The organism is Paenibacillus sp. RC73 (assembly GCF_044908085.1).
Taxonomy (GTDB): Bacteria; Bacillota; Bacilli; order Paenibacillales; family Paenibacillaceae; genus Paenibacillus; species Paenibacillus terrae_A.
Map to the genome: position 1 here is coordinate 296,650 of NZ_JBIYCV010000003.1, position 24,854 is coordinate 321,503.

At 48.5% G+C, this 24,854-nt stretch carries 23 protein-coding genes; 17 read left to right on the forward strand and 6 right to left on the reverse strand.

Annotated elements, in window-relative coordinates:
* Nucleotides 1-148 precede the first annotated feature (148 nt).
* Entirely contained in the window at nt 149-877 is a 729-nt protein-coding gene (locus ABH897_RS08195; protein ID WP_404591592.1) for an ABC transporter ATP-binding protein, read from the forward strand.
* The gene (locus ABH897_RS08200) at nt 874-1,674 is read left to right on the forward strand and encodes an ABC transporter permease (protein WP_283653749.1); all 801 of its coding nucleotides are present in this window, start codon (nt 874-876) and stop codon (nt 1,672-1,674) included. Before ABH897_RS08195 ends, ABH897_RS08200 begins: the two co-directional genes overlap by 4 nt.
* A 94-nt stretch (nt 1,675-1,768) precedes the next feature.
* On the opposite strand, the gene ABH897_RS08205 is transcribed toward ABH897_RS08200, so the two are convergent.
* Complete coding sequence (locus ABH897_RS08205; RefSeq protein WP_404591594.1) at nt 1,769-2,773, reverse strand: cellulase family glycosylhydrolase; 1,005 nt, start codon at nt 2,771-2,773, stop codon at nt 1,769-1,771.
* A gap of 166 nt (nt 2,774-2,939) precedes the next feature.
* Between ABH897_RS08205 and ABH897_RS08210 the strand changes: the two genes are divergently transcribed.
* From ABH897_RS08210 to ABH897_RS08220, 3 genes are read left to right on the forward strand one after another with little or no spacing between them, the layout of a single operon-like run.
* Nucleotides 2,940-4,172 carry an ABC transporter substrate-binding protein gene (locus tag ABH897_RS08210; RefSeq protein WP_283653747.1) on the forward strand — a complete coding sequence of 411 codons (1,233 nt, stop codon included), beginning with the start codon at nt 2,940-2,942 and terminating at the stop codon, nt 4,170-4,172.
* Nucleotides 4,173-4,188: 16 nt separating this feature from the next.
* On the forward strand, nt 4,189-5,055 hold the full coding sequence (locus ABH897_RS08215) for a carbohydrate ABC transporter permease (RefSeq protein ID WP_404580962.1): 867 nt from the start codon (nt 4,189-4,191) through the stop codon (nt 5,053-5,055).
* A complete protein-coding gene (locus ABH897_RS08220; RefSeq protein WP_283653745.1) occupies nt 5,055-5,879 on the forward strand; it encodes a carbohydrate ABC transporter permease in 825 nt (274 codons plus the stop codon). The genes ABH897_RS08215 and ABH897_RS08220 overlap by 1 nt, the downstream gene beginning before the upstream one ends.
* A 108-nt stretch (nt 5,880-5,987) precedes the next feature.
* Here ABH897_RS08220 and ABH897_RS08225 read toward each other — a convergent pair whose 3' ends face one another.
* The 3 genes from ABH897_RS08225 to ABH897_RS08235 all read right to left on the reverse strand — a co-directional run bounded on the left by ABH897_RS08225 (nt 5,988) and on the right by ABH897_RS08235 (nt 9,526).
* Nucleotides 5,988-7,682: a DUF4179 domain-containing protein gene (locus ABH897_RS08225; RefSeq protein WP_404591596.1), complete on the reverse strand. Its 1,695-nt coding sequence runs from the start codon at nt 7,680-7,682 to the stop codon at nt 5,988-5,990.
* Nucleotides 7,642-8,202, reverse strand: a complete 561-nt coding sequence (locus ABH897_RS08230) for an RNA polymerase sigma factor (RefSeq protein WP_404591599.1) — start codon at nt 8,200-8,202, stop codon at nt 7,642-7,644. The genes ABH897_RS08225 and ABH897_RS08230 overlap by 41 nt, the downstream gene beginning before the upstream one ends.
* A 316-nt stretch (nt 8,203-8,518) precedes the next feature.
* Nucleotides 8,519-9,526 carry an acrylyl-CoA reductase family protein gene (locus ABH897_RS08235; RefSeq protein WP_283653742.1) on the reverse strand — a complete coding sequence of 336 codons (1,008 nt, stop codon included), beginning with the start codon at nt 9,524-9,526 and terminating at the stop codon, nt 8,519-8,521.
* Nucleotides 9,527-9,829: 303 nt separating this feature from the next.
* Between ABH897_RS08235 and ABH897_RS08240 the strand changes: the two genes are divergently transcribed.
* The 3 genes from ABH897_RS08240 to ABH897_RS08250 all read left to right on the forward strand — a co-directional run bounded on the left by ABH897_RS08240 (nt 9,830) and on the right by ABH897_RS08250 (nt 12,681).
* Nucleotides 9,830-11,239 carry an MATE family efflux transporter gene (locus ABH897_RS08240; RefSeq protein ID WP_404591601.1) on the forward strand — a complete coding sequence of 470 codons (1,410 nt, stop codon included), beginning with the start codon at nt 9,830-9,832 and terminating at the stop codon, nt 11,237-11,239.
* A gap of 113 nt (nt 11,240-11,352) precedes the next feature.
* The gene (locus ABH897_RS08245) at nt 11,353-11,547 is read left to right on the forward strand and encodes a hypothetical protein (RefSeq protein WP_404519318.1); all 195 of its coding nucleotides are present in this window, start codon (nt 11,353-11,355) and stop codon (nt 11,545-11,547) included.
* Nucleotides 11,548-11,667: 120 nt separating this feature from the next.
* On the forward strand, nt 11,668-12,681 hold the full coding sequence (locus ABH897_RS08250; protein WP_283653740.1) for a LacI family DNA-binding transcriptional regulator: 1,014 nt from the start codon (nt 11,668-11,670) through the stop codon (nt 12,679-12,681).
* Nucleotides 12,682-12,869: 188 nt separating this feature from the next.
* Here the strand turns inward: ABH897_RS08250 and ABH897_RS08255 are convergent, their stop codons facing one another.
* Nucleotides 12,870-13,826 carry a sugar kinase gene (locus ABH897_RS08255; protein ID WP_283653739.1) on the reverse strand — a complete coding sequence of 319 codons (957 nt, stop codon included), beginning with the start codon at nt 13,824-13,826 and terminating at the stop codon, nt 12,870-12,872.
* Nucleotides 13,827-14,166: 340 nt separating this feature from the next.
* Between ABH897_RS08255 and kduI the strand changes: the two genes are divergently transcribed.
* The 8 genes from kduI (at nt 14,167) to ABH897_RS08295 (ending at nt 22,708) form a co-directional block, all read left to right on the forward strand.
* The gene (gene kduI / locus ABH897_RS08260; RefSeq protein WP_283653738.1) at nt 14,167-14,997 is read left to right on the forward strand and encodes a 5-dehydro-4-deoxy-D-glucuronate isomerase; all 831 of its coding nucleotides are present in this window, start codon (nt 14,167-14,169) and stop codon (nt 14,995-14,997) included.
* 77 nt (nt 14,998-15,074) lie between these two features.
* Nucleotides 15,075-15,719: a bifunctional 2-keto-4-hydroxyglutarate aldolase/2-keto-3-deoxy-6-phosphogluconate aldolase gene (locus tag ABH897_RS08265; RefSeq protein ID WP_283653737.1), complete on the forward strand. Its 645-nt coding sequence runs from the start codon at nt 15,075-15,077 to the stop codon at nt 15,717-15,719.
* Nucleotides 15,720-15,769: 50 nt separating this feature from the next.
* Complete coding sequence (gene kduD / locus ABH897_RS08270; protein WP_283653736.1) at nt 15,770-16,546, forward strand: 2-dehydro-3-deoxy-D-gluconate 5-dehydrogenase KduD; 777 nt, start codon at nt 15,770-15,772, stop codon at nt 16,544-16,546.
* 253 nt (nt 16,547-16,799) lie between these two features.
* On the forward strand, nt 16,800-18,038 hold the full coding sequence (locus ABH897_RS08275) for a CynX/NimT family MFS transporter (RefSeq protein ID WP_283653735.1): 1,239 nt from the start codon (nt 16,800-16,802) through the stop codon (nt 18,036-18,038).
* Complete coding sequence (locus tag ABH897_RS08280; protein WP_283653734.1) at nt 18,019-19,170, forward strand: winged helix-turn-helix domain-containing protein; 1,152 nt, start codon at nt 18,019-18,021, stop codon at nt 19,168-19,170. The genes ABH897_RS08275 and ABH897_RS08280 overlap by 20 nt, the downstream gene beginning before the upstream one ends.
* Nucleotides 19,171-19,263: 93 nt before the next feature.
* The gene (locus ABH897_RS08285) at nt 19,264-20,628 is read left to right on the forward strand and encodes an MFS transporter (RefSeq protein ID WP_283657434.1); all 1,365 of its coding nucleotides are present in this window, start codon (nt 19,264-19,266) and stop codon (nt 20,626-20,628) included.
* A gap of 43 nt (nt 20,629-20,671) precedes the next feature.
* Complete coding sequence (locus ABH897_RS08290; protein ID WP_404519327.1) at nt 20,672-21,265, forward strand: GNAT family N-acetyltransferase; 594 nt, start codon at nt 20,672-20,674, stop codon at nt 21,263-21,265.
* A gap of 273 nt (nt 21,266-21,538) precedes the next feature.
* Nucleotides 21,539-22,708 (forward strand): cation:proton antiporter, encoded by a 1,170-nt coding sequence (locus tag ABH897_RS08295; RefSeq protein WP_283653731.1) that lies wholly within the window; start codon nt 21,539-21,541, stop codon nt 22,706-22,708.
* A gap of 144 nt (nt 22,709-22,852) precedes the next feature.
* Here the strand turns inward: ABH897_RS08295 and ABH897_RS08300 are convergent, their stop codons facing one another.
* Entirely contained in the window at nt 22,853-23,488 is a 636-nt protein-coding gene (locus ABH897_RS08300) for an NAD(P)-dependent oxidoreductase (RefSeq protein ID WP_283653730.1), read from the reverse strand.
* A 260-nt stretch (nt 23,489-23,748) separates the two neighbouring features.
* On the opposite strand from ABH897_RS08300, the gene ABH897_RS08305 reads away from it, so the two are divergent.
* On the forward strand, nt 23,749-24,702 hold the full coding sequence (locus tag ABH897_RS08305; RefSeq protein ID WP_283653729.1) for an alpha/beta hydrolase: 954 nt from the start codon (nt 23,749-23,751) through the stop codon (nt 24,700-24,702).
* The last annotated feature ends 152 nt before the right edge of the window (nt 24,703-24,854 follow it).

Genomic DNA, 24,854 nt, shown 5'->3' on the forward strand with positions numbered 1-24,854 from the left:
TTTACATTTCGCAACATGTGATATTTTTTAATCTGTACCTTAATATGAGTCACTGTTAAGTGAAGTTTATGTTGTCAATAAAGATCTTACATATCAAATGTACACGTCGGAACTATTTTGTGATTTGCTTGTGAATGGAGGGAATAGTATGTCGGACTCCTTACTGGAGGTCAGTCAGGTAACGAAAAAAATGGGAAAAAGGAATTTGTTAGATCGTGTTTCATTTAAGCTTCAGGAAGGAAAGATATATGGATTCATCGGACCTAATGGAGCTGGTAAAACCACAATGATGCGAATCATGACCGGACTGATGCAGCCAACCAGCGGCTCTGTAAAGATAGCTTCATATGATGTACAGACGGATCGGGAAAAGGCGCTGTCCAAGGTGGGTGCTATTATTGAATCTCCGGTCTTTTTTGATTATATGACAGGCAGGCAGGTTTTACGAAATTTGTCACGGTTGCACTCTGAGATTGCACCCTCAGATCGGGAGATACATATTGAAGAGTTGCTTACAAAGGTAAGACTGGAAACACGGGGGGATGACAAGGTGAAAACCTATTCGCTGGGTATGAAGCAAAGGCTCGGGGTTGCGCAGTCTATGCTGGGGGCTCCAGAGCTTCTATTGCTAGATGAACCGTCAAACGGCCTTGACCCTATGGGGATGCGAGAGCTGAGAGATATTGTGCTTCGTCTGCGTGATTCAGCGAATTATGCCTTTTTTATTTCAAGTCACTTGCTGGATGAGTTGCAGCAAATGTGTGACGAACTGATTGTAATTAAAGAAGGGACACTAGTTTGGAAGGGGCCCGCTGATCAACTGGTTGAGGACGGCCAACGTCTGGAGGATGCTTTTATGGGATTAATGGGACTATGAAGCTATTAATATACAGCGAGTTCGAGCGATTATGGAGACGAAAGTGGTTCTGGCTCATGGTTTTATGTACACCGATGCTAGCCTGTTCGACAGGAGTATATTTTTTGCGCACGATGAAGGTTCCTGTAGAGGTATTATCCTTAAACTTTGTCGTTACTGGTCTGCGTGAGAATTTGTTTTTAGCATGCAATATAGCTGTGGCTGCTTTAGCTGCTGCTGTATACACTGAGGAATTTCGAAGCGGGCAACTGCGTTTGTTATTTATGCGCCGATTTACCCGCGGTCAGATTTTCTGGAGTAAGCTGCTGGTTTTGAATGCTTCTATCTTGCTTCTTCTCATTGCATTTGCAGTATCCTCGCAGGTGATCGTTGAAGTATGGACTCTTTCATATGATGTAAGTGATGCGGGGCTGTCCGGATCTCAAGGACTGCAGATGCTTGAATACTATGGTTGGGCGCTTGCCTCATTAGTAGCAATAAGCTCCTTCTACTGCTTCGTCGCTATGTACAGCAAGAGTGTAACGTATGCCATCGGTGTTTGTATGGTATATAATCTGGGCTCTCTGTTGTTTGATTCGTTGTACTTAAAATGGGCCTCTTTTGTTTCTCATATCCCATACTTATACAACGTAATCACGTTTATGATTATTCCGTATATGCAGCATATAGGATTAGATAGATCTTTAATGGGGAATTTGTCCGTGAATGGAGCAATTGTCACCGTTGTTAGTCTATATCTTATTTTTTTTACTTGGGGCGCATATCGCCGTTTTGTGACCGATGATTATCTGTATTAGGGGGATTTCTCCATATAAAAGTGGAAAAGATCCAATCGACCGCTTGAGGGTCAGTTGGATCTTATTTAACACTAATTCCTCCCGAGACTCTACCTCAGTACACCGAAGCTGTCTTCGAAGTGTTCTTGATACCGTTGGCATCGTTCAATATGATATTGCCCCATGCCGTCGGCGTTTTCCAGTCGCTGCTGTTCACAAGGTCAAGCCATGCGTTCTCGCTGTTGTTGCCCGTCCAGGACCAGGCCAGATAGCCGATGCCTTTGGCTTGGGATTGCTTCATGACCTCATAAGAGTTCACGGTGGTACCCAGATTGTTGTTGCCATTGTTGTAGTTGTAGCCAAATTCGCCCACGATGACAGCCAGCCCCTTATCTTTCATAGCTTGCAGCTCGGAGCCGATCTTGCTGGAATCATTGTAGTTGGCGTACATATGGACGGAGAACAGCAAATTATGGTTGGGATCATGCTGTAATAGCTCAATGCCATGGGCTTTAATCGGGGAAGCATATTGTCCCCAACCGGAGCCGTCGATCACAATCGTATTCGGCAAGCCTGCGTTGCGCAGTGTGGTGATCGCCGTTTTGTAAGCGTCCCGCCATGCGGCATCGGACAGGTTATGGTCGCCCCATTCATTCGCGATATTCACGAGGACATACTTTTGGTTATCGGCCAGTACTTTTTTCACCGCTGGATCAGCGAAATAACGGGCCATATCGTTCAAACGATTGGCATCATTGCTGCCCGTAACATCGTGCAGTTCAACGACAGAGATCAGCTTGAGCTGTTTGGCGCGGTTGATAATTTCCTCCAGTCTTTGTGCTGATCCATTCGTTTGCCACACAATGCGAACGGTGTTGGACTTCGTCGCCGCAATGGTATCCAATGCCTGATAGGCCTGTGTATCGAACCAAATATGAGGGTTATTCACTCCACGCATGACAAAGGTATTTCCGTTCGCATCCTTCAGACTGGTTCCGCTTACATAAAACCCCGAGGCTGCAAACGATGTACCTCCATTCAACAAACCCATGCCGGAAAAAAGCAGAAACACTACAGCGAATACCAGTACCTTTTTTCCATATAACCGCCAATCTCTCACAAACCAACGCCTCCTCCTCTATAGTCAAGTTAATCCTATGTTGAAAATGGATACATATTACACCAATTGTGATGTTGGAATGGCATATCGTTTCTTTTACATAGAGTTCGGGTATTAATTGTCTGGTCGCGCAATAGATTGACATAGGGGAAAAGGAGGTATGAGTATGTGGAAATGGGGCAAGAGGCTGTCAATACTAGCTTCGGTACTTCTAATGGCGATTATTGTAAGCGCATGCAATAAGGATGATGCGTCAGGTAAAGTGAAGATTGAATTTTTCCAGAACAAGCCGGAGGCCAAGGGTTCCTTCGATAAACTGATCTCCCGATTCAATCAGGAGCATCCTGGTATTGAAGTGACACAGGTGAATCCGCCAGAGGCAGAGACGGTGTTATTGACCCGAGTGGTTAAAAATGATGTACCTGACATTGTAGGGCTCGGGGCTACCGACACCTATTCCATTTTGGCGCAGAGCGGTATTTTTACGGAATTGGCGAATACGGATCTGCCGCATACCGTGGACCCCATCTACCTCAAAATGCTCAAGGATGTGACCGGGGCCGATCCGGTGTACGGAATTCCTTACGCTGCCAATGCGAATGGTGTGATGTACAACAAAACACTTTTTAAGGAAATGGGATTACAGGTGCCCAAAACGTGGGATGAGCTGATCCTAACGGTACAAAAGATCAAGGCCGCAGGCAAAATCCCGTTCTATTTTACATATAAAGATGATTGGCAGACGAACCTTCCCTTTAATGCACTTGGTCCGAATCTGGTGGGCATTGATTTTTTCCTGCAACGACGTGCAAATCAGGTCACCTTTCAGGACAAGTACCGCAAGGTTGCGGAAAAGCAGCTGGAGCTGCTGAAATATGGACATGGCGATAATTTTGGCAAAAACTATGCGGACGGGAACCGTGCCTTTGCTAATGGACAGGGGTTTATGTACATCCAGGGCTCATGGGCGATATCTGAAATCCGCAAGGCGAACCCGAAGGTGGAGCTTGGGTTCTTCCCGTTACCAACAGGGAACGATGAACAGGCGGTCAAGCTGGTGTCTGGTATAGATACACTGTTAGCCGTTTCGGAGAGCACTCCGCATAAAAAAGAGGCCGAGGAGTTCATTGCCTTCCTGCTGAAGCCGGAGAACAGCAAGCAGTACATTACAGAGCAGACGCTGTTTTCAGCGGTGAAGGGAGTCACGCAGGATGATCCGAGTGTAGCGGAGCTGCTGCCGTATTTTAAATCCGGGCGTGTCATTGATTTTGCCGATCATTATATTCCGAAAGCCGTACAGTTAAACTCCATTGTGCAGGCCTTCCTGCAAAACGGAGACATCGACGCTTATTTGGCGAAGCTGGACAGTGAATGGAATAAGGTAGCTAACCGCCGATAGGGGAGGAGGATAAGACATGAATAAGCGACTAACGGCTTTCTATTGGATGACCATGCCGGCTGTCCTGTTGTTTTTTATATTTTTGACATTGCCTGCTTTGCAGGGCTTTTATTATTCGCTCACGAACTGGAACGGCTTTGGTCATCAATATCACTTTGTCGGGTTCAAAAACTATGTCAACCTGTTTCAGGACGATAATGTGGGGAACGCATACTGGTTTACCTTCAAGTTTGCCATTGTGGTCACGATTGCGATTAACGTCCTTAGTTTGCTAATTGCGCTGGGGCTGAATGCTAAAATACGGTTCCGTAACTTTTTCCGGGGTATTTATTTTTTGCCTAATATTTTGAGCGTGCTGATTGTCGGGTACATATTCAATTACTTGTTTTCGAACGTGTTTACGATTTGGGGGCAAAATTTAGGCATTACCTTTTTATCGACCAACATTTTGGGCAGCGAACAGTTGGCTTGGGTGGGGGTTGTGATCGTAGCCGCATGGCAGGGCATTGCCTTCAATACGATTCTCTATCTGGCCGGGCTGCAAACCATCCCGACAAGTCTGTACGAGGCATCCAATCTGGACGGTGCAGGCAAATGGCGTGAATTCTGGAGTATTACGTTTCCGCTGATTGCCCCGTTTTTTACGATCAATATGGTATTGGCGATGAAAAATTCCCTCATGGTGTTCGACCAAATCGTGGCCTTGACGAACGGTGGACCGGGGCGGGCGACACAGTCGATATCACACTTGATCTATACAGGGGGCTTTAGAGGCGGGGAGTTTGCTTATCAGTCGGCTAACTCTGTCATTTATTTTATTGTGATTGCGATGATTTCCATCTTGCAGCTACGATTCCTCCAGAGAAGGGAGATGGATAACTGATGAAAATGAGCAGACATACCAACTGGCCTGCACTGCTTCTGGTGACGTTGGGAACGATATTTATCCTGTTTCCCCTCTATATGACGGTGACGATTGCGCTTAAAAATCCTGAGCAGATGGCGCATTCTGCCTTTGCTTTTCCGACCGAGCTGCATTGGGAAAATTTTAGTCGTGCGGTGGAAATGACCAACTTTTTCAGCGCTTTTCAAAATAGTGTGATGGTCACGACATCAACGGTAGTGCTGACGCTGTTGACCAATTCCATGGTCGCTTATGCAATTTCGCGTAATATGCAGCGGCGCTTTTTTAAAGGATTATATTTTTACTTTGTGAGCGCCATGTTCATTCCGTTCCCGATCATCATGCTGCCGATTGTTAAATTGGCCTCGGGACTTCATATGACCAATCTGTTTGGTCTGATTATGCTGCATACGGTGTACGGGCTGGCGTTTAATGTGTTCGTCTATGTCGGCTATATCCGTTCCATTCCGGTGGCGCTGGAAGAGGCGGCTACAGTAGACGGGGCGACGACATGGGGCACGTTCTGGCGAATTATTTTTCCGTTGATGGCACCAATTAGTGCTACCGTTGGGATACTCACCTGCCTGTCCACCTATAACGACTTTCTGCTGCCGCTCATTATTATCAGCGATCCGGAGCAGTATACGTTGCCGCTCGTTCAGTATGTGTTCCAGGGGCAGTTTAATACAGACTTCAATCTGGCCTTTGCCTCGTACCTGATGGCCTTGCTGCCAATGATTATCGTCTATTTTATTGCACAAAAATGGATCATCAACGGCGTTACGCAAGGCTCCGTGAAGTAAGTGAGAATAGAATAACTCCAACCACATCGCAGCTTACTGGGAAAAATAAAGGTGTCCCATATACCGCAGCTCACACAGGTATATGGGACACCCTTTTTTATAGTATTGCTATTTAGATGCTTCGCTTTGAGTCGTCAGAGGCTGTAAGGGTACAGTAATCTCTGCTTCTGGTTCGTCTGTTGTATAGAAGAACATATAGATAGAAGCCTCGGTTCCCTTGAAATTCTTATAGACATCAACCGCTTTGTTATTGCCGTCCCCTGTAAAATTAGCCGAGATCGGTTTACCCAAAATCCGTTCTTTACCCAGGCCAATATGAGTCTGGTTGATCCCGCCAAAACGAGCGTCCTTGCTTTCAGTTTCTACGAACAAGTCCGCCCCTTGCTTGTAGTAGGTCCACTTCACAGGATAACCGCCGATTTGTGTAGTTAGCGTCTGTTTTTGTTCAGAAATATCCTTTAAACGCTGTGGCGTTTTGTCATCCGAATGGATCGTAACCTTATATTTCCCTGTAAACGTAATCGGTGTATCCTTTGCAATCACAAGATCGGAGGGTCGTTCAAAACGGAGGGTGGTCAGATCAGGAGTGCTACTGGGTGATGACCATTTGTTACCCTCCAACGTTTTACCGTTTACGGAAAGGAAGTATTTTTGATAAGGTATATCGGCGAATTTCTTCTTGCCTCTGATCGTGAGACGGATTTGCGTAGGTGTGACAACCATCTGTTCCATTATGAAATTCGGATTTCCTTTCTCCAAAGGAATATTCAGGACGGTTTTAATGGTTCCGCTCTCCATTTGTTTTTTGCTAAGATGGAGATCAAAATTTATCGGTTCATCTATACTTTTCTCGGTTTTGGCATATTGCAGCTTGTAAGTAATTTGCCCTTCCGGTACATGTTCTCGGATAAAATATTGCTGTGCTGTATACTCCCCGTTATCTCCGGGTTTGCCAAAAGCCCCTCCAGGCTGCGACATCACAGGCTCTCCGCCTTTGTAGGCAATGATTTGCGGATTATCCCATCTCTTGGGTATCGACGAATCGAAGGTAATCGCCGAGGACAGCAACAGTTTATCCTTCCCTTGTTCAAATACCTGCACCTTCATATCTTGTAAACCGTCACGATCCAGTGTGAAAGTTTGTATTTTGGGAGATTGGGTATCAAGCGGTAAATCCAACTCCTGTATGCTGTCAAGCTCTACATGTTCTACGGTCAGCCGCATGTTCTCTGTGTCCTGCTGCGGTGTCCAGTCACTTTCAAAGTACCCGTTGTACCGTTGATTTTTCGGGCCCCATTGTTGAAAGTTATACTCCCCTTCACTGTTTTTCCCCGTGGCGTTTTTAAGCGTTATGCCTTTGACATTCCAAAACTCGTTGTCTTTACTTTTTGCCACATTCAAGCTGTACAGGATCACGGTCCGGTTCTCATCCACAATAGCCGTATGCAGCGTCAGTTTCACTCCATCTCTGGTGATGGACTGCTCTAGTGGCTGCCCAAGGTCTTGATTTAGTGCCGTCTGAATGCCGCTTCTTCCGTGTAGCAAATTGTCCCAATTATAATGGATGGCGGCATAGACGGGAACAGCAATGAGAAGTGCGCTCAGAGAAGCAGCGATAGCTATTTTGCGCCAATTTCTGTTTCGGCGTGGAGTAACTGATTCGACTGAATCGTAAGCATTTGTTAAAGTGGAGGCAGTCTGTCCTGCCTGTTCCATCCGATCCCACATCTTCTCGAAGTCAGGATAGGCAACTCCCGAATCATCATTTAATTTGCGCTTCAATGCCTGTTCTACTTTTTTCATAGTTCTCTCCTTCCAGCTCGGGAATCTGTACGCCTGTATCCCTCAGTATTCGCTCCATTAGCCGAAGCCCTTTGTGTGTCCTTGATTTGACGGTTCCCAGCGGGATTGTCAGCAACTCGGATATTTCCGCCAGCGTGAAATCATGCATATATCGGAGTGTTAGCACAGCGCGGATTTTGGCCGGAAGACGATTCATATAAACAGCCCATTCCTCTGCGGATTCGCGGTCCTCCACCAGCCTGTCTACGGGCTTGCTTTCGGTCCCGGTGAATAAATAGGGATTAGCCGACACCTTCATATGCAAGCTGTTTCGGCGTTTAAGGTAATTCAGACAATGGTTTACTGTAATTTTCATAATCCAGGCCTTTAGGTGTTCGATATGTTCGCGATTGCTGCGAAACAAAGTGATAAACACTTCCTGAGTTAAATCTTCTGCATCCGATGCATTATGTACCATATAGTAGCAGGTCCGGTATACATCCCGTTGATACAGATCAAACAAATCTCGATTGCTCTCCAATATGTGCCCTCCTTTCCTGTGCAGGTTACCTATATAACAACTGCCGCTCCAAAAAGGTTCATTTGTTGTGAAAATTAAACGTCTGCGTCGATGTATTTCGCTTTTCTTCAAATGTACCATGTTTTTTTTGTGCCATTATTTTCAGGTTGCTTGCTCATCCATTAATGATGTAATGGTAAAACGCAAAAGAAGCCTGTAAATCTCAAAAACTGCAGATTTACAGGCTTCTTATATTTTCCGAAGTTTTAGACACGAAGGAATGAACAGCCCTTTACGCGGAAGTACATTGACGGGCAGCGTGCGGATATACTTCCGCTTAGTCAGCCAGCCGCACGAGCGTTCTGCCCTGTGAGCGGGCCGCCAGGATGTCCTCCAGCGCGTTTGGAAGGTCAGCCAGCCCGATTTCGCGCTCGACAAGCTGCTCCAGTTGTTTCGGCTTCCAGTCGCTGCCGAGCCGCTTCCAGATCGCTACGCGTGTTTCATAAGGGCAGAAGACGGAGTCTATGCCCAGCAGGCTGACACCGCGCAAGATAAACGGCAGCACCGTGGTAGGCAGCTTGGTGCCCGCCGTCAGACCGCTCACGGCAACGGAGCCGTTGTAGGCGATCTGGCTGAGCAGCGAAGCGAGCGGCTTTCCGCCTACGGGATCAATAGCCGCTTGCCAGAGCTGCTTGCCCAGCGGGCGGATGCTCTCCGCGCCGTCGTAGACCTCATCGCGGGAGATCAGCTCAGCCGCTCCGAGCGCCTTGAGGTAGTCGTGCGCCTCGGCTTTGCCGCTACTGGCTACAACATGGTAGCCCCTATTGCCCAGCAGGGCAATCGCGGCTCCGCCTACGCCCCCCGTTGCTCCGGTGACGAGCACCTTGCCCTGATCCGGCGTAACGCCGTTTTGCTCCAGCCGATGCAACGATAGGGCCGCGGTAAAGCCGGCTGTCCCATAAATCATGGCTTCTCTTGGCGTAAGTCCATCTGGAAGAGGAACCACCCAGTCCGCAGGCACACGCGCATATTCGCTGAATCCCCCGAATTGAGACACACCGAATCCGTATCCGGTAACGAGAACGGCTTGTCCTTCGCTGAAACGGCTATCCTCCGAAGAGACGACGGTTCCCGAGCAATCTATGCCGGGCACGAACGGATAGGCTTTGACAATATTGCCATCCTTGCGGGCGGCAAGCCCGTCTTTATAATTGATGCTGGAATAAGCGACACGAATCAATACTTCTCCAGCAGGTAAACTGCCAGTTTCCAGAGAGCGTACCTCTGCTTGAACTTCACCGTCCTGCGTCTGATCAACGACAAGGGCTTGAAATGATTGAGTCATTTGTAAAAGCCTCCTTTATTGCAATATAAGCCTTTGATGGCGGAACATTTTAGTATACTTCACAAATCGTGCATAAGCAGTATACAACCATCCGCGCAGCCTGTCAGCGGCAATGCTCACAGGCCCATATTCTATTTTACCCTTCTGCGTTTCAATAAAGTTCGATAATCAGTTGTGAAGAAGGTGATAAATGAATTCTTACGCGTTTTGCAAATCATTTTACACAAACGGGATGTATTTTCAGAAAGACTGTGCTAACATACCCTTTGTTCGTTAAATAATTCTATGAAGAAAGGTGAATGAATGACAACCAGAGCACTAAAAAAAGGGTCGGTATTGTCCGAAGCCAAGGAACTGAATTTGTTCCATTTGACATGGCCCATTTTCCTCGAATTGTTCCTGTTTATGCTGATGGGCAGCGTCGATACGTTCATGATCAGTTCTGTATCTGATAATGCCGTGTCGGGTGTAGGCGCGTCCAACCAAATTATTTCAATTGCCATCCTTGTACTGGAGGTTATCGGCAACGGCGCTGCTATCGTCGTAGCTCAATATATCGGTTCTAAGAAGCTTGTCGAAGCGGCCCAGGTTACGGGTACGGCCATTACCTTGAATTTGATGGTAGGTCTTTTGCTTAGCGTGATTTTTCTTGTATTTGGTACTCATATGCTGCAATGGCTTAACGTCCAGGGAGATATTCTGGTTTATGCAGAATCCTATATGAGTATCGTCGGGGGTGCCATTTTCCTTCAGGCATTGATCAACGCGCTGGCGGCGACGATTCGTACACATGGTTTTACCAAGGAAACGATGTATGTATCCATGCTGATGAACGTGATCCACGTGGTCGGTAACTATGTTTTGATTTTCGGACATTGGGGAATGCCTGCGCTCGGCGTAGAGGGGACAGCTATTTCTACGGTGGGAAGCCGTTTTGTGTGTCTCCTGATTTTCTTCTGGCTGATGTACCGCGTAACCGAGGTGCGTGTCGAGTGGAGATATTACGTTCAGTTGTCCAAAAAGTTTATCGCTAAAATTTTGCGCATTGGTGTACCCTCCGCGCTGGAGTCCATCATGTATCAGTCGTGTCAGCTCATTTTCACACTGTACGTGACCTATCTGGGCGCAGAAGCGATGGCGACCCGTCAATATGCCAATAACATTTCGAGCTATATCTACTTGTTCAGTATGGCGGTCGGTATGGGTACGGCCATCGTGGTCGGAAGACTGGTCGGAGCCAGACAGAAGGATACAGCCTACAAACGTGTAATGAGTAGTGTAAAATGGGCGCTCCTCGTGACCGTTGTTATTGATGTGATTATTATCTTTTTCCGCGTGCCATTGCTCAGCTTGTTCACCGAAAACCCTGAGATTATTCGCTTGGGAGCGCAGGTGATTTTACTTAGCATTCTGTTGGAAACCGGTCGGACGACGAATATTGTTATTATTAACTCGTTGCGTGCTGCTGGAGATGCCAAGTTCCCGGTCTTTATAGGACTGATCTCCATGGTCTGCATGAGCTTGCCACTCGGTTATCTGCTTGTGTTCAAGCTGGATATGGGACTCGCTGGTGTGTGGTTGGCGATTGCCGCAGATGAATGGACTCGTGCCTTCATTATGTATGCCCGCTGGAGAAGCCGTTTGTGGGAAAAGCATGCGCTGGTGGAGCACGATACACCAGATCAGCCAGCAACCCCAATTCCGGTACACTGATTCGAGGATCATTTATGATTATGTAGAGGTAGTTCAAGAGAGCATCTTGAACTGCCTCTTTTTGCTGCATGGAGAGTAAATAGTAGTTTTATAAGCTGATTTAAAAAAGGTACATGGAAAACGGAGTAGGCGGAATGGTGCTGTACAAGCGAAGCGGTCGCTTTAAAAGCTTTCGTAGGAAAGCTCGCTTCGGAAGCGTTACATCCCCGGATTTCTACTCTGATCATAGGATTAATTCCAGAAATCCGGGGGCGGTGGCGATGGGAAGCACCATCCGTCTGCGCAGTGGCACGATAGGTAACTTTTAAGTTCAGATTATATAATCATGGTATTCATAAATAGAAGTATGGTAAATTTACTAAAAAAAAGATATACTTTTGTTGCACTAATGCAGTGCATGCAGTACATGAGGGACAAGGAGCGTATCCATGAAGAAACCGACGATTGAAGATGTTGCCCAGAAGGCGGGAGTGTCTAAAAGCACCGTCTCGCAATTTCTGAACAAACGATATAAATACATGAGCGACCAGACCAGAGACCGGATTGCCGAGGTCATTCGGGAATTAAATTATCAGCCCAACGGGCTGGCCCGCAGTTTAAAACAGAACCGGACGTTTATGGTGGGTGTCATTGTAGCCAACATTGATTACACGCTGTCGATCCAGTCCATTCGGGCTATTGAGGAGGAATTGCAGCGTTTTGGCATTCAGGTTATCATCTGTAACGCCGACGAAAACCCGGACAAGGAGAGCCAATATATTGAGATGCTCAAGGCTCGTCAGGTGGACGGATTGATTATTTTCCCGACAGGCAAGCATGCGGATATTTACAACCAGCTCATTCGTGAAAAGTACCCGTTGGTGTTTTTGGATCGTCTGGTAGACGGTGTGAACACGCGCAGCCTGTTGCTGGATAACGAAATGGCGGTCAAGCTGGCGATTCAGGAGCTGGTGGCCCATAAGCATGAACGGATCGCGCTGATTACCCTGCCGCTGGGACTGAACCGGATTACTCCAAGGGTAGAGCGGTTGAGCGGGTACAAAAAGGCGCTGGAAGAGCGTGGCTTGCCCTTTCGGGAAGAGTACATGCGCAGTGTGCCGAAGGAGGATATCCAGCAGACGCTGGAGGAGCTATTTCAGTTGCCAGAGCCGCCGACTGCGCTGTTGGCCGGGAACGATATCGTGCTGGCAGAGGTGCTGAAATATGTGAATGCCCGACGTAAACGCATTCCGGCCGAGCTGTCCATTATCGGAATTGACGATGCAGAGTTTGCCCATATTTACAATCCACCGATTACGACCATTACGCAGCCGATTGCGGATATGGGAAAGCAGGCTGCAAAGACGCTGTTGTCCAGCATCGAGGAGGGCGGCGAATCGGTTCCGATCATTTACCGCTTTGTGCCTGATTTAAACCGGGGTGAATCCGTCAAAACGTTGTAGGTGAACCTCTAATATCACATCATAAGAAATAACCCGTATTCCTGTCTGCGTTATAAGCCTGCATATACTTGCTCAGGCCGCGCATAAGTGAATACGGGTTATTTGAGTTATCTCCGAAGCTTCCTAACTCACCCTTGTTGAGCTTGTGGAACCAGCGATGAAGGAAAAGGCAGGGGTAAGAAACCTGCCTAATTCGTGCTGGCGCTGAGCAAAAAGGACTCCAGCTCAGATCGCGTAGGATAGCCGTCCATGTCTCCGGCTGACATGACAGCCAGTGCGCCGAGGGCGTTGCCGCGTTTGACCGCTTCGGCCAGGGGCAAGCCCTCCAGCAGTGCGCTGATGACGCCAGCGGCAAAGCCGTCGCCCGCCCCAACGGTATCGACGACATGCTCCACTCGGAAGCGTTTCACATATCCTTCTGCATCGGCGGATTTATAATACGCTCCTTCTGTCCCCAGCTTGATGATGACCAGCGAAGTACCACGGTCAAGGTAGAAGGAAGCGATATCCTCAGGTGAGGTGTAGCCTGTCAATATTTTACCTTCATGAATGCCTGGCAGAAGCCAGTCGCAACCCTCAGATGCCTCGTTAATAGCCTCCACCATCGTTTGCGTATCAGGCCATAACTTGGGTCTGAGGTTCGGATCGAAGGATACGGTTTTTCCTGCCTTTTTCATAAACTGCCGCGCATGTCGGGCGAAGTCACGACATTCGGGAGAAAGGGCGACAGAAATACCTGTAAAGTGCAGGTGGCGTGCCCCGGCAAAGTATGCCTCGTTAAAATCGGCGATGCTTAATGTGGAAGCGGCAGAGTGTCTGCGAAAATATTCGACCTCCGGATCCCCGCTTGTGACTTTGGATTTAATCAGCATCCCGGTAGAGTGGTCTTTGGTAAACATGACGTTCTGGGTGTCGATCCCCTCCTGACGCAGCGCCCCGGCAATGAACCTGCCGAATGCATCCTCGCCTAGTTTGGTCACGAGCCCTGCTCGTAGTCCCAAACGTGCCAAACCGGACGAAACATTCGTCTCTGCTCCGGCCAGCGCTTTGGTGAACGAACGCACCTCATCCAGAGAGCCTGCTTCATTGGCATAAAACATGGCCATCGGTTCTCCGAAGGTAACAGCATCCAATGTTGCGGTCATTCTAAATTCCTCCTTTGTTTAGTAAACTAATTCTGTAAGCGTATGCACCAATTGAATAAATTGAAATTATCACATAAATCGGTTTTTCACAATGAGGAAGTTGATATATTTGTTAAAAACTTTTTGGATAATGTAGATAAAAAAATATGAATTTGTTTATCAAACGGTAAAAAGAGTGTAAAAGTTCGTGAATATTAAGGATTTTTCAAGGAATAGTGAAGAATTGGGTTGACACCCCCATAGATAATTATTACAATTCTAGCTAAGAAGTAGAGTTAGAAACCGCTTTTATAACAATTCCATTGATAAAAAAGTTTATCTAAACAGGAGGAATGTTTTTATGGAAATGCGTTATTCAACTCATCCCGAACATGCCAAGCATTTTACGACTGAAGAACTGCGTCAGCACTATTTGATACAGGAACTGTTTGTGCCTGAGGAAGTTAAGCTGGTTTATACGCATGAAGATCGTGTCATTATCGGGGGCATTCATCCCGTGAATAAATCCGTTGCGCTGGAAGGCAGCGATCAAATCAAGGCGGAAACCTTTTTGGAGCGCCGGGAACTGGGCATTTTTAATGTTGGCGGCAGCGGTACTGTAAAGGTAGACGGTGAAACCTACGAGTTGAACACGAAAGACTGTCTCTACGTAGGCAGAGGGGGCAAGGAGTTGATCTTTGAAAGCGATTCCAGCTCGAAACCTGCAAAATTTTACATTGTGTCGGCGCTGGCTCATACCACGTATCCGACAGCGAAGCAGTCATTTGCCGATGTGCCGTCTGAAAGTCTGGGCGCGCAGGAAACAGCCAACAACCGCACCTTGCGCCGCTTTATCCATGATGAAGGCATTCAGAGCTGTCAGCTGGTTATGGGGATGACGACACTGGAAAACGGAAGCGTATGGAACTCCATGCCAACACATGTTCATGACCGTCGTATGGAAGTCTATTTCTATTTTGAGCTGGATGAGAACGCCAGAATGTTCCACCTGATGGGTGAGCCGAACGAGACGCGCCATCTGGTGATGAAGAATGATGAAGCGGTTATTTCGCCACCTTGGTCTATTCACTGTGGTGCGGCTACTGGCAGCTATACCTTCATTTGGGGCATGGCTGGCGAAAATAAAACGTACAAAGACATGGATCAGGTAGCCATGAGCGAGTTGCGTTAAATCCGGCATATTGGAGCGGGGTACTTGCAAGCGGCTAATGGAACATAGTCATCCCATTCGTGGAAAGGATCAGGAACATGACAAAAAAGAAAGTTTTGGAGCATATCACTTCGGTTGGGGTTGTCGCGGTCATTCGGGGAAACACAGCGGAGGAAGCGTACCAAATGTCCAAAGCCTGTATTGAAGGCGGTTTGGACAATATTGAGCTTACGTTTACCACGCCGGATGCGGATCAGGTGATTCGCAGATTGAGAGATGAATTTAAGGACCGGGCAGTGATTGGTGCGGGAACTGTACTAGAGCCGCTGACAGCGAGAATTGCTATTTTGGCTGGAGCAGAGTTCGTAGTGAGTCCTTCTTTTGAAGAAGAAACGGCGAAGCTGTGCAATTTATACGCGATTCCCTATATGCCCGGTTGCATGACGCTGAATGAAATTAAGGAAGCGATGAAGCTGGGCAGTGATGTCGTGAAGCTGTTCCCTGGTAGTGCTATGGGTGCGGATTTTGTCAAGGCAGTCAAAGGGCCAATGCCTCATGTGCAAATTATGCCAACGGGCGGCGTCGATCTGGATAACATGGAAACATGGCTGCGCAACGGAAGTGTAGCGGTTGGCATCGGGGGAAACCTGACGGCTCCGGCCAAGGATGGCCGCTACGATCTGATCACAGAGAACGCTGCGCGTTATGTGGCTAAATATAAGGAAGTTCGTGCAGCGCTGTAGGATTCATTAGAGGTATATATTTTAAACTAAAATATGATGGAGGCGTAAGTATGGGTCTGGATACTTTTTCATTGGATTTTTTCAGCCTGAAAGGCAAAACAGCGATTGTAACGGGTGGCAACAGCGGCTTGGGTCAGGGATATTCAGTAGCTTTGGCTAAAGCGGGCGCGGATCTGTTCATTGTAGCCAACAATGATGATTATGAAGAAACAAGACGTCTGCTCGAACCTACCGGCGTGAAGGTTGTCTTTCATGAGGCGGATCTGACGCAAAGAGAATCTATTACAAAGATTGTAGAAGAAGCCGTCAAGGCATTCGGTAAAATCGATATTCTCGTAAATAACGCAGGTACGATTCGTCGTGCTCCTTTGCTGGAGTACAAAGATGAGGATTGGGACGCGGTGATGGAAATCAACCTGAATGCTGTCTATCACCTGAGTCAGGAAGTAGCAAAGGTGATGGTTGAGCAAAAAAGCGGGAAAATTATCAACGTCGCTTCCATGCTTGCTTTTCAGGGTGGAAAGTTCGTTCCGCCGTATACAGCAAGTAAGCACGCAGTGGCTGGCTTGACCAAGGCGTTTGCCAACGAGCTGGCGGTTCATAACGTTCAGATTAATGCGATTGCCCCTGGTTATATTGCTACAGCGAACACAGCTCCAATCCGTGCCGATGAGAGCCGCAATCAGGAAATTTTGTCGCGTATTCCTGCGGGGCGCTGGGGAGATCCGTCCGATTTGATGGGAGTTGTTGTTTTCCTCGCAAGTCAGGGCTCCGACTACATGAACGGTCATATTTTGGCGGTGGATGGCGGCTGGCTGGTACGTTAAGCAGCACTGGATGCATCTAAGTCATAGACCGAAAGCTGCCTCAAAAGGAAAGCATCCTTTCGGGCAGCTTTTGTTTGTTTGGCTGTAGCTGTGGTTGTACGCTGAATTGAAGATTTGGAGTGCTACGCTTATCCGTCCTATGCATATGGCATAAATGCCATTATAATTTAATGAGATAGAAATTGCTCAGGCTCCAGCCGTACACTCGGTTGGAGCCTTTGAGCATAACACAGATAGATTGGAGAATGGAGAGATGAGTTCACAGCAACACCAACGAGCTTTGGTATACAAATCCTTGTGGCATGCCGGTCCTTGGGTGCTTGCCGCAGGGATCATTTTGGTAGGTGCCAATCTGCGCGCCTCGATTACCTCGGTAGGACCTCTTATCGGTTTGATTAAGGATTCTTTGCATATTTCGAATACACTGAGTGGCCTATTAACGACATTGCCGCTGCTGGCTTTTGCCCTGTTGTCGCCTTTTGTAGCCAAACTGTCGCGCCGCTTCGGGTCGCCTCTTATTATTTTTGCAGCCTTGCTGTTGTTGACCGCAGGTATTGTGGTGCGCTCAACGCTGGGGGTGACCGCATTATTTGCTGGGACAGCCATGCTGGGACTGGCTATTGCCGTGTGTAATGTTTTGCTGCCCAGTTTGATCAAAGAGGAGTTTCCTCGCAACAGCGGACTGATGACTGGCGTATATTCAGTATCCATGAATGTAGTCGCTGCAACAGCATCCGGTCTGAGTATACCGCTGGCTCTGAACGGAGGTTTGGGCTGGCGCGGTGCTTTGGGAATATGGGGGATTGTGGGTGTCGTAGGTATTTTACTCTGGGTGCCCCAGCTTCTTAAGGCGCGCAAAACGGCCAATAAAGCGGCAGTGTCTGCCCGAACCGTGAATGTGTATACATCGTCTTTGGCTTGGAAGGTGACGCTGTTTATGGGGCTGCAATCTGCCCTATTCTACGTCCCTGCCGCATGGTTTCCCGAGATGATGGTTGGACAGGGAATGGATTCAGAGACTGCGGGATGGATGCTGTCCATGCTGCAGTTTTCGCAAATGCCGTTTACTTTTATTGTGCCTATTTGGGCAGCTCGGGTAAAGGATCAGCGGGTATTGGTTCTGATTATGGCTGCGCTGTATTTTATCGGTCTGGGTGGATTTCTGCTTGGGGCTACACAGTGGAGTGTGATTTGGGTCATTTGTATCGGTATAGCGGGTGGTTTTGCTTTCCCGTTGGTGATGATGTTCTTTAATTTGCGGACGCGGACACCGCAGCAGGCAGCAGAGCTGTCTGGTATGGCGCAATCCTTTGGTTATTTGCTAGCAGCGACAGGGCCGACGCTGTTCGGTTATTTACATGATGCAACACAAGGCTGGACAATTCCGCTGCTTCTACTCTTGTGTCTGAGCGTTTTGCTCATGTTTACAGGGCTGGGTGCAGCCAAGAAACGATATGTCGGAGGCGAGGTGGATGATCAGGCTACAATTTGATACAGACGGTTATAGTGTAATCTGTAGTGCAGATCGTGTTATGTTGTTGGCTAAAGAGTTTGCGCTACTGCGCTTTCTATACGATAACCGGAATCAGGTGTTCACCCGGGAACAACTGCTGGATCGTGTGTGGCCGCTGGAATATCCGGTGGAGCGCACGGTGGATGATCATATCTACAGATTGCGTAAAAAGCTCAAGCCATGGAATGCTCTTCGTATTCATACGGTCCGGGGGTATGGCTACAGCTTGACCCTTACTGGCGTGCAACGACAGAATCATCCGTCCCTGCGCGATCAGGAGGTACAAGACGCTGTCCACGGACTGTTACGGAAATACCAATTGCTGGGACAGGGGAATTCCATCGTGGCGCTGGCTGCTCAGCAGGAGCAGATGGGGTTCGAACTGTCTCCTTTTTATCAGATGTATACCCGGTTTGTGCAGGCCGATATATTGTGGTTTTTGGAACGGGAGGACTTTGCTCCTAAAGATCGACTGTACTGGATGTTACTGCTATATATAGGTACAGCAGGGGTAACGGATCAGAAGCTTGCTCTATGTGAGCGGGCGCTTTCCAGTGGATTACTATCCGCCGAGCAGGAGCGGGAATTGCGTATTCTCAACATCCTGGAGGCTTATGTGGAGAATGGACAATCTGAACGCGCACTGGAGAGACTTCCGCTGGCTTTTGCAGTGATGGAGCGGGATGAGCTGGACAAATTTGTGATGCCTGTTGCGCTGATGGAGATGTACATGCATCTGACCGCCAACCGTATGGAGGAGGCTAAGGTACTATCCGTTCGATTGGAAGGGATGCTATCTGAGGCTCCGTATTTGCGGGAGCTGGGGCGTTATCGGATGATGCAGGGATTCATGCTCCTGCTTACCGGGGGAGTGGACGAGGCCGAGCGGCTATTGGATGAGGGGCTGAACACGCTTGATATGGCTAAACAGGAGCTGCTTAAAATCAAGGCAGTCTGTCAAATCCGCGGCTTTTTGAAGCGTTATGGTGGCTTTCCTGCGTTGGAAGAGAAATATGCTACTCAATATGAACGACTTGATCGGGACAATGGCTTAACGATACATCGTTTGGCACTAAGGCGTTGGTTGGAGCAAACACTTTCTGCGGTCTGACATGTTTCTCGCTGTCTGATTTTCCTCTGATATAGGCCCGCTAGAATGTTCTTATTGCTAATAATGCAGAAAATGAGAGCAGGGTGAATAGAAATGAAGGAAAAAAAAGAATCAGAATCCACGCCCAGCATTTGGCGCAACGGCCGTTTTCGGCGGATGTTTGCGGCGCACACGGCTGCTTCCTTTGGCGATTGGTTTGATGCCATCGCCATTCAGGTGCTCGTCGCTTACCGCTGGGAAGCCAACCCCATGCTGATTGCGCTGATTCCGGTAGTGATGGCGCTGCCGGGTCTGCTGCTGGGCTCTATCTCAGGCACGTTAGCCGACCGGGTGCATAAGGCCCGGCTGATGATCGTCTGCGATGCAGTTATTGCCTTGTTGACGCTGGCGATTCTCGCTGTTCCGGGGCCGGCGTGGCTGTTGCCTCTGCTGGGTCTGCGTGCGGCGGCTGGCGTATTCCAAATGCCATCACAGCAAGGCTTGACCCGCACTGTAGTCGCCAGCAACGACCTGTTTCGGGCGACCTCGCTGAATGGGCTGGTCAATCAGGCTTCCAAAGTGGCGGGGCCATTATTGGGAGCCATGACCTTGGTTGTGATGTCGCCTCAAGCGTGCATTATCCTTAATGCGCTACTGCGCCTGTGCTCCGGTTTGGTGCTGTGGCCGCTGCGCGGAATCGGCCCCGCCCTCGACAGCGTAGAGCAGCATGCGACTACTGCTGTGAAACAAGGAAAGCTGGATTCGCCAAGCGAGGCTGAGGCTGATGAAGCCGAGCATCGGAAGGAACGCGTCGGCGCATCCCGTTTTTTCAGCCAATGGCGCGAGGGCTGGGCGTTCCTATGGCGCAGCCGAATGCTTTTGCATACGCTTGTGTTCGGACTTTTCGGCATGATCGCCATTCTCATGATTGACTACCAGTTTCCGACACTGCTGCGAGTGCTCGCCCCGGGTAACGAATCGCTGCTTGGCTGGCTGGTTTCAGCCATAGGCGCTGGTGCCGTCGCTTGTATGCTAGTGCTGAACCGTTTGAACCGGATAAGCGCGGGCTGGGGCCTCGGTGGAGGTTATGTGCTGGTTGGTGGAGCTATTGCTGCTTTAGGCTGGGCGCAACCGGGGACAGGATTACCCGTACTGCTTATGATTGGGGCCATGCTAGGCGTGGGAAACGGCCTGTACATCATCACCCAGAATTACATATTGCAAGCCCGAACACCGGCCGATATGGTGGGGCGCGTCTTCGGTATCCAAAGTACCGTGACCGGAGCGATCATGATCGTCTCACCGCTTATCGGGGGTGTAATGATTCGTATGGCCGGACCAGGCACTACCTTTGTCTGGATTGGAGTGACGATTGGGGCTTTGGGTTTAGTCGGACTCATGCTTCAATCCGTCATTTGGCGTGAGTCACCTGCTGATTTTAACAATTCTGCTGTCAAAAATGCAGACCCTGCACAGTAGTTGGTTTCCAAATTTCGTAACTGAACATTTTTAGAATAGGAGGATGATTATGACTCAAAAATCTTTGCACACAACACCAGTGGCACGGTTACTGGAGGGATCGCGGGTGTATCTGCGTCCGATTCACGTGGAGGACACCGAACTGTACTATAATACGTTGTTTGATCAGGACGTGAGGAGGATGACGGGTACGCAGCGTAGCTTTACCAAGGATCAAATTGGGCGTTATATTGAATCCAAAGGGCAGGATACCTCCAGCCTGCTGCTACTCATTGCCCTTCAGGAAGATGATCGTATCATCGGTGACATTGCTCTTCAGGATATGGACAGCCTGAACCGCAGTGCCAACATCCGCATTGCCATTAACGAACAGGGGAATCAGGGGAAAGGCTACGGCACTGAGGCGCTTGTGCTAATGCTGGATTACGGATTTGGTATCTGTAATCTGCATCGAATTGAGCTGAACGTATATGATTTTAATGAACGGGCCATCCGTTGCTATGAAAAAATAGGCTTCCAACGTGAAGGCGTGCAACGGGATGCTTTATTTTATAATCATCAATACCATGACTCCATTCTGATGAGTATGCTGTCCTCTGAATACCGTGTCCGCTATGTAGAAAAAGCAGAGAACTGATTCAAAACGTTTACAGCTGTTTAATGAAAAGGTATAATAGAGGCATATATGCGCGAACTTATGTAGGTTACTGAACGACAACATAAAATGACAATGAATTACCGGAGGAGCCTGTCACCAAGGCTCCTCTTTGTCTTTTTTTAAGGGGATCTGTAATTACAGGTTCCTTTTTTGTTGTGTTCAGGGCACGTCAGCACATATTTTGCGCAAATTTTTAGCATTTTATCAATACTAGATGTCTACCATTTGATGATTAAAGGAGGTATATGAGCCATGCAATTTATATTGTATCTTTTGCTGATTCTGCTGTTTACTAAAGTGGCTGGTGATCTGTCGGTAAGGCTCGGTCAGCCTTCAGTGCTAGGGAAGCTGATTGCTGGTATTGTACTCGGTCCAGCGGTATTGGGGTGGGTTCAGAACAACACACTTATTCATGATATGTCTGAAATCGGAGTGCTGCTGCTGATGTTCATTGCCGGGCTGGAGACGGATCTGGATCAGCTTCGGCGTAACTGGAAACCAGCGGTAGCCGTAGCAGTTGGGGGGATTATTCTTCCGTTGATCTGCGGTTTTGGAGTTGGGGAAGCCTTCGGATTTTCGGTGCATGAAGGATGGTTTCTCGGTGTTGTCCTGAGCGCCACTTCCGTCAGCATTACGGTGCAGGTGCTAAAGGATATGAACAAGCTTAACACCCGGGAAGGCTCGACGATTTTGGGTGCAGCGGTGCTGGATGATGTACTTGTCGTGGTGTTGCTTGCAGTGATGATGAGTGTATTCGGGGTAGGAGGGGGAACATCTCTGGGGCTTCTCGTCGGCAAAAAGCTTCTTTTCTTTGTCGTCGCTATATTCGGAGGATGGTTTGTGGTTCCCTGGATCATGAAAATACTGGCTCCGCTCAAGGTGACAGAGGCCACCATTACCGCTGCTTTGATCATCTGCTTCGGGTTTGCGTATTTTGCAGATATGTTGGGTATGGCGGGCATTATCGGAGCCTTTGCTGCCGGGATTGCCATTTCGCAAACGAGCTTTAAGCATGTCGTGGAAGAAAAAGTGGAGCCCATCGCTTATTCCATCTTTGTCCCTGTGTTTTTTGTCAGCATTGGATTAAATGTTTCCTTCGAGGGAGTAGGGCAGCAGATCGGGTTTGTCGTTGCATTGACACTGGTTGCTATGGTGACGAAGCTGATCGGTGGCGGAATCGGGGCACGTCTGACAGGCTTTAATAACCGTTCTTCGCTCGCGATTGGCTCCGGTATGATATCTCGCGGTGAAGTCGCGCTCATTATCGCAGCTACTGGGCTGCAAACGGGCCTGCTGGCACAGCAATATTTTACATCCGTCATTATTGCTGTCATTCTGACGACTTTGGCTGCACCTCCGATTCTCAAGCTGTGCTTTAGCGATAAGAAATCTCCCGGCCATGAGCAGAAGAAGCATAGCTAAGTCATACCTAAAAGACCCTCCGGGTTCATATTCCCACGGTGTGCATGGAAGGTTCGGTTTGTAACAAAACCGAACCTTTCATGACATATGGGACATGACCGAAGGGTCTTTTTCATACATATATGTTCGGATTAGGTGCAGGAATTAGGACTCGGATACCACGGTGAAACGTTGGTTCAGATGCTGTGGTTTCTCGATTTCGTCAATTACAGCCACCGCATAATCTTCATAGCTGACATAGCTTGCGCCTTTGGAATTGACTTGCAGCACATCTTTGCCAACTTGATAAGAACCTGTGCGTTTGCCGAGAGCAAATTCAGCGGAAGGACTAATGAAAGTCCAGTTCAGATCGTTGGTTCCACGCAAAATTTCCAGATTCTTTCCTTGATTATTAGCCGTTGGGTATACGAAATCCGGGAAATCAGGAGTGTCTTTTACCAACAAGGTTTGGGACTCATCTGTGAACAGGCTGCCTGCGCCGCCCACAACAATCAGGCGAGTACCGGACACATTACGCAGTGCTTCAATTAGAATGTTACCTGCATCTACATGCAGATGCTCCTGACCACGTGGAGCAGCAAAAGCGTTAACGACAACGTCAAAGTCTTTCAGGTCGTCTGTTTTCAGATCGAAAACGTCTTTTTGTACCACAGTCGCACGGCTGTCTGTGACTTTGGCAGAGTCGCGAACGATCGCTGTTACTTCATGCCCTCTGTCCAATGCCTCTTTAACAATGTTGCCTCCTGCTTTACCGCCTGCACCAATAACTGCAATTTTCATAATAAATAGCCTCCTATAAATATGATCTGTATGATTCATTAGTTTGATCGTAAGTTCATCCTGTTCATTCACGAACTTGGATATGTAACTATTATAGTTACATTTCGGAATGAAAGTCAAGTCCTTCTGTTGGGCATCCTAAAGCCATCCGATTAAAAAGAAATGATACCGTTTAAGTATATAAGGTGAAGCTGAATGAGCCTGGATAAGCAACTTTGGATAGATAAAAACAACAGACAGGAAAGGAAGAGTGAACCGATATGAGTAAAAAGATACAGCTTGAACCCGCAGCGCAGAAGTTCGCAGACGATAACGCCAAGCCTCCGTTTCTGTACGATTTGGGCCCTGCAAAGGGACGTGAAACGGTCAATGAGGTCCAAGCGGGTCCGGCAAACAAGCCTGCCGCAGACCTGGAAGACCTGTCCATTCCCGGTGGGCCAAGCGGGGAGGTCAAGGTCCGGATTGTTCGTCCACAACAGGTGACAGGCGACCTCCCGGTTATTGTATACATCCACGGGGCAGGATGGGTATTCGGTAATGCCCACACGCATGATCGTCTGATCCGTGAGCTGGCTGTGGGTGCGCAGGCAGCGGTTGTATTCCCGGAATACAGCTTGTCACCTGAAGCAAAATATCCAACGGCAATTGAGGAAATCTACGCGGTCGTTCAGTGGGTGGCTCAGCATGGACGCGAGCATGGGCTGAAGCCTGATACGCTGACGGTAGCTGGAGACAGTGTCGGCGGTAACATGACCGCAGCCGTAACATTGCTTGCCAAGGAACGAAGCGCTCCTGCTATCCGACAGCAGTTGTTGTTCTACCCGGTGACAGACGCTTCTTTTGACACGGAATCGTATCATGAATTCGCCACAGGGTATTTCCTGAGCCGTGAAGGGATGCAATGGTTCTGGGATCAATACACGACAGACCCCAATGAACGGGCACAGATTACGGCGTCTCCGCTGCGGGCAACGACCGAACAGCTCAAGGGGCTGCCGCCAGCATTGGTCATCACAGGCGAGGCTGACGTGCTGCGGGATGAAGGGGAAGCTTATGCGAACAAGCTGCGTGAGGCCGGGGTGGATGTGATCGCTGCCCGCTTTCAGGGCATCATTCACGACTTCGTAATGCTGAACCCGTTATCGGAAACCGCAGCCAAGCGCGGGGCGATTGCTCTGGCTACCTCGTGGCTGCGCCAAGGCTTTGAGGGTTAAAGTTTAGCGCAATATACAAGAATCCAACAGGCTGTTGTGTTATCAGCTTGCCAAGAATGAGGGCTGTCTTCCCGGGGAGGTAATTATGGCCGGGAGGGCAGCCTTTATACATACCTAAGCTGAAACCGCTTCACGTTCGTTGAACAGAGTGA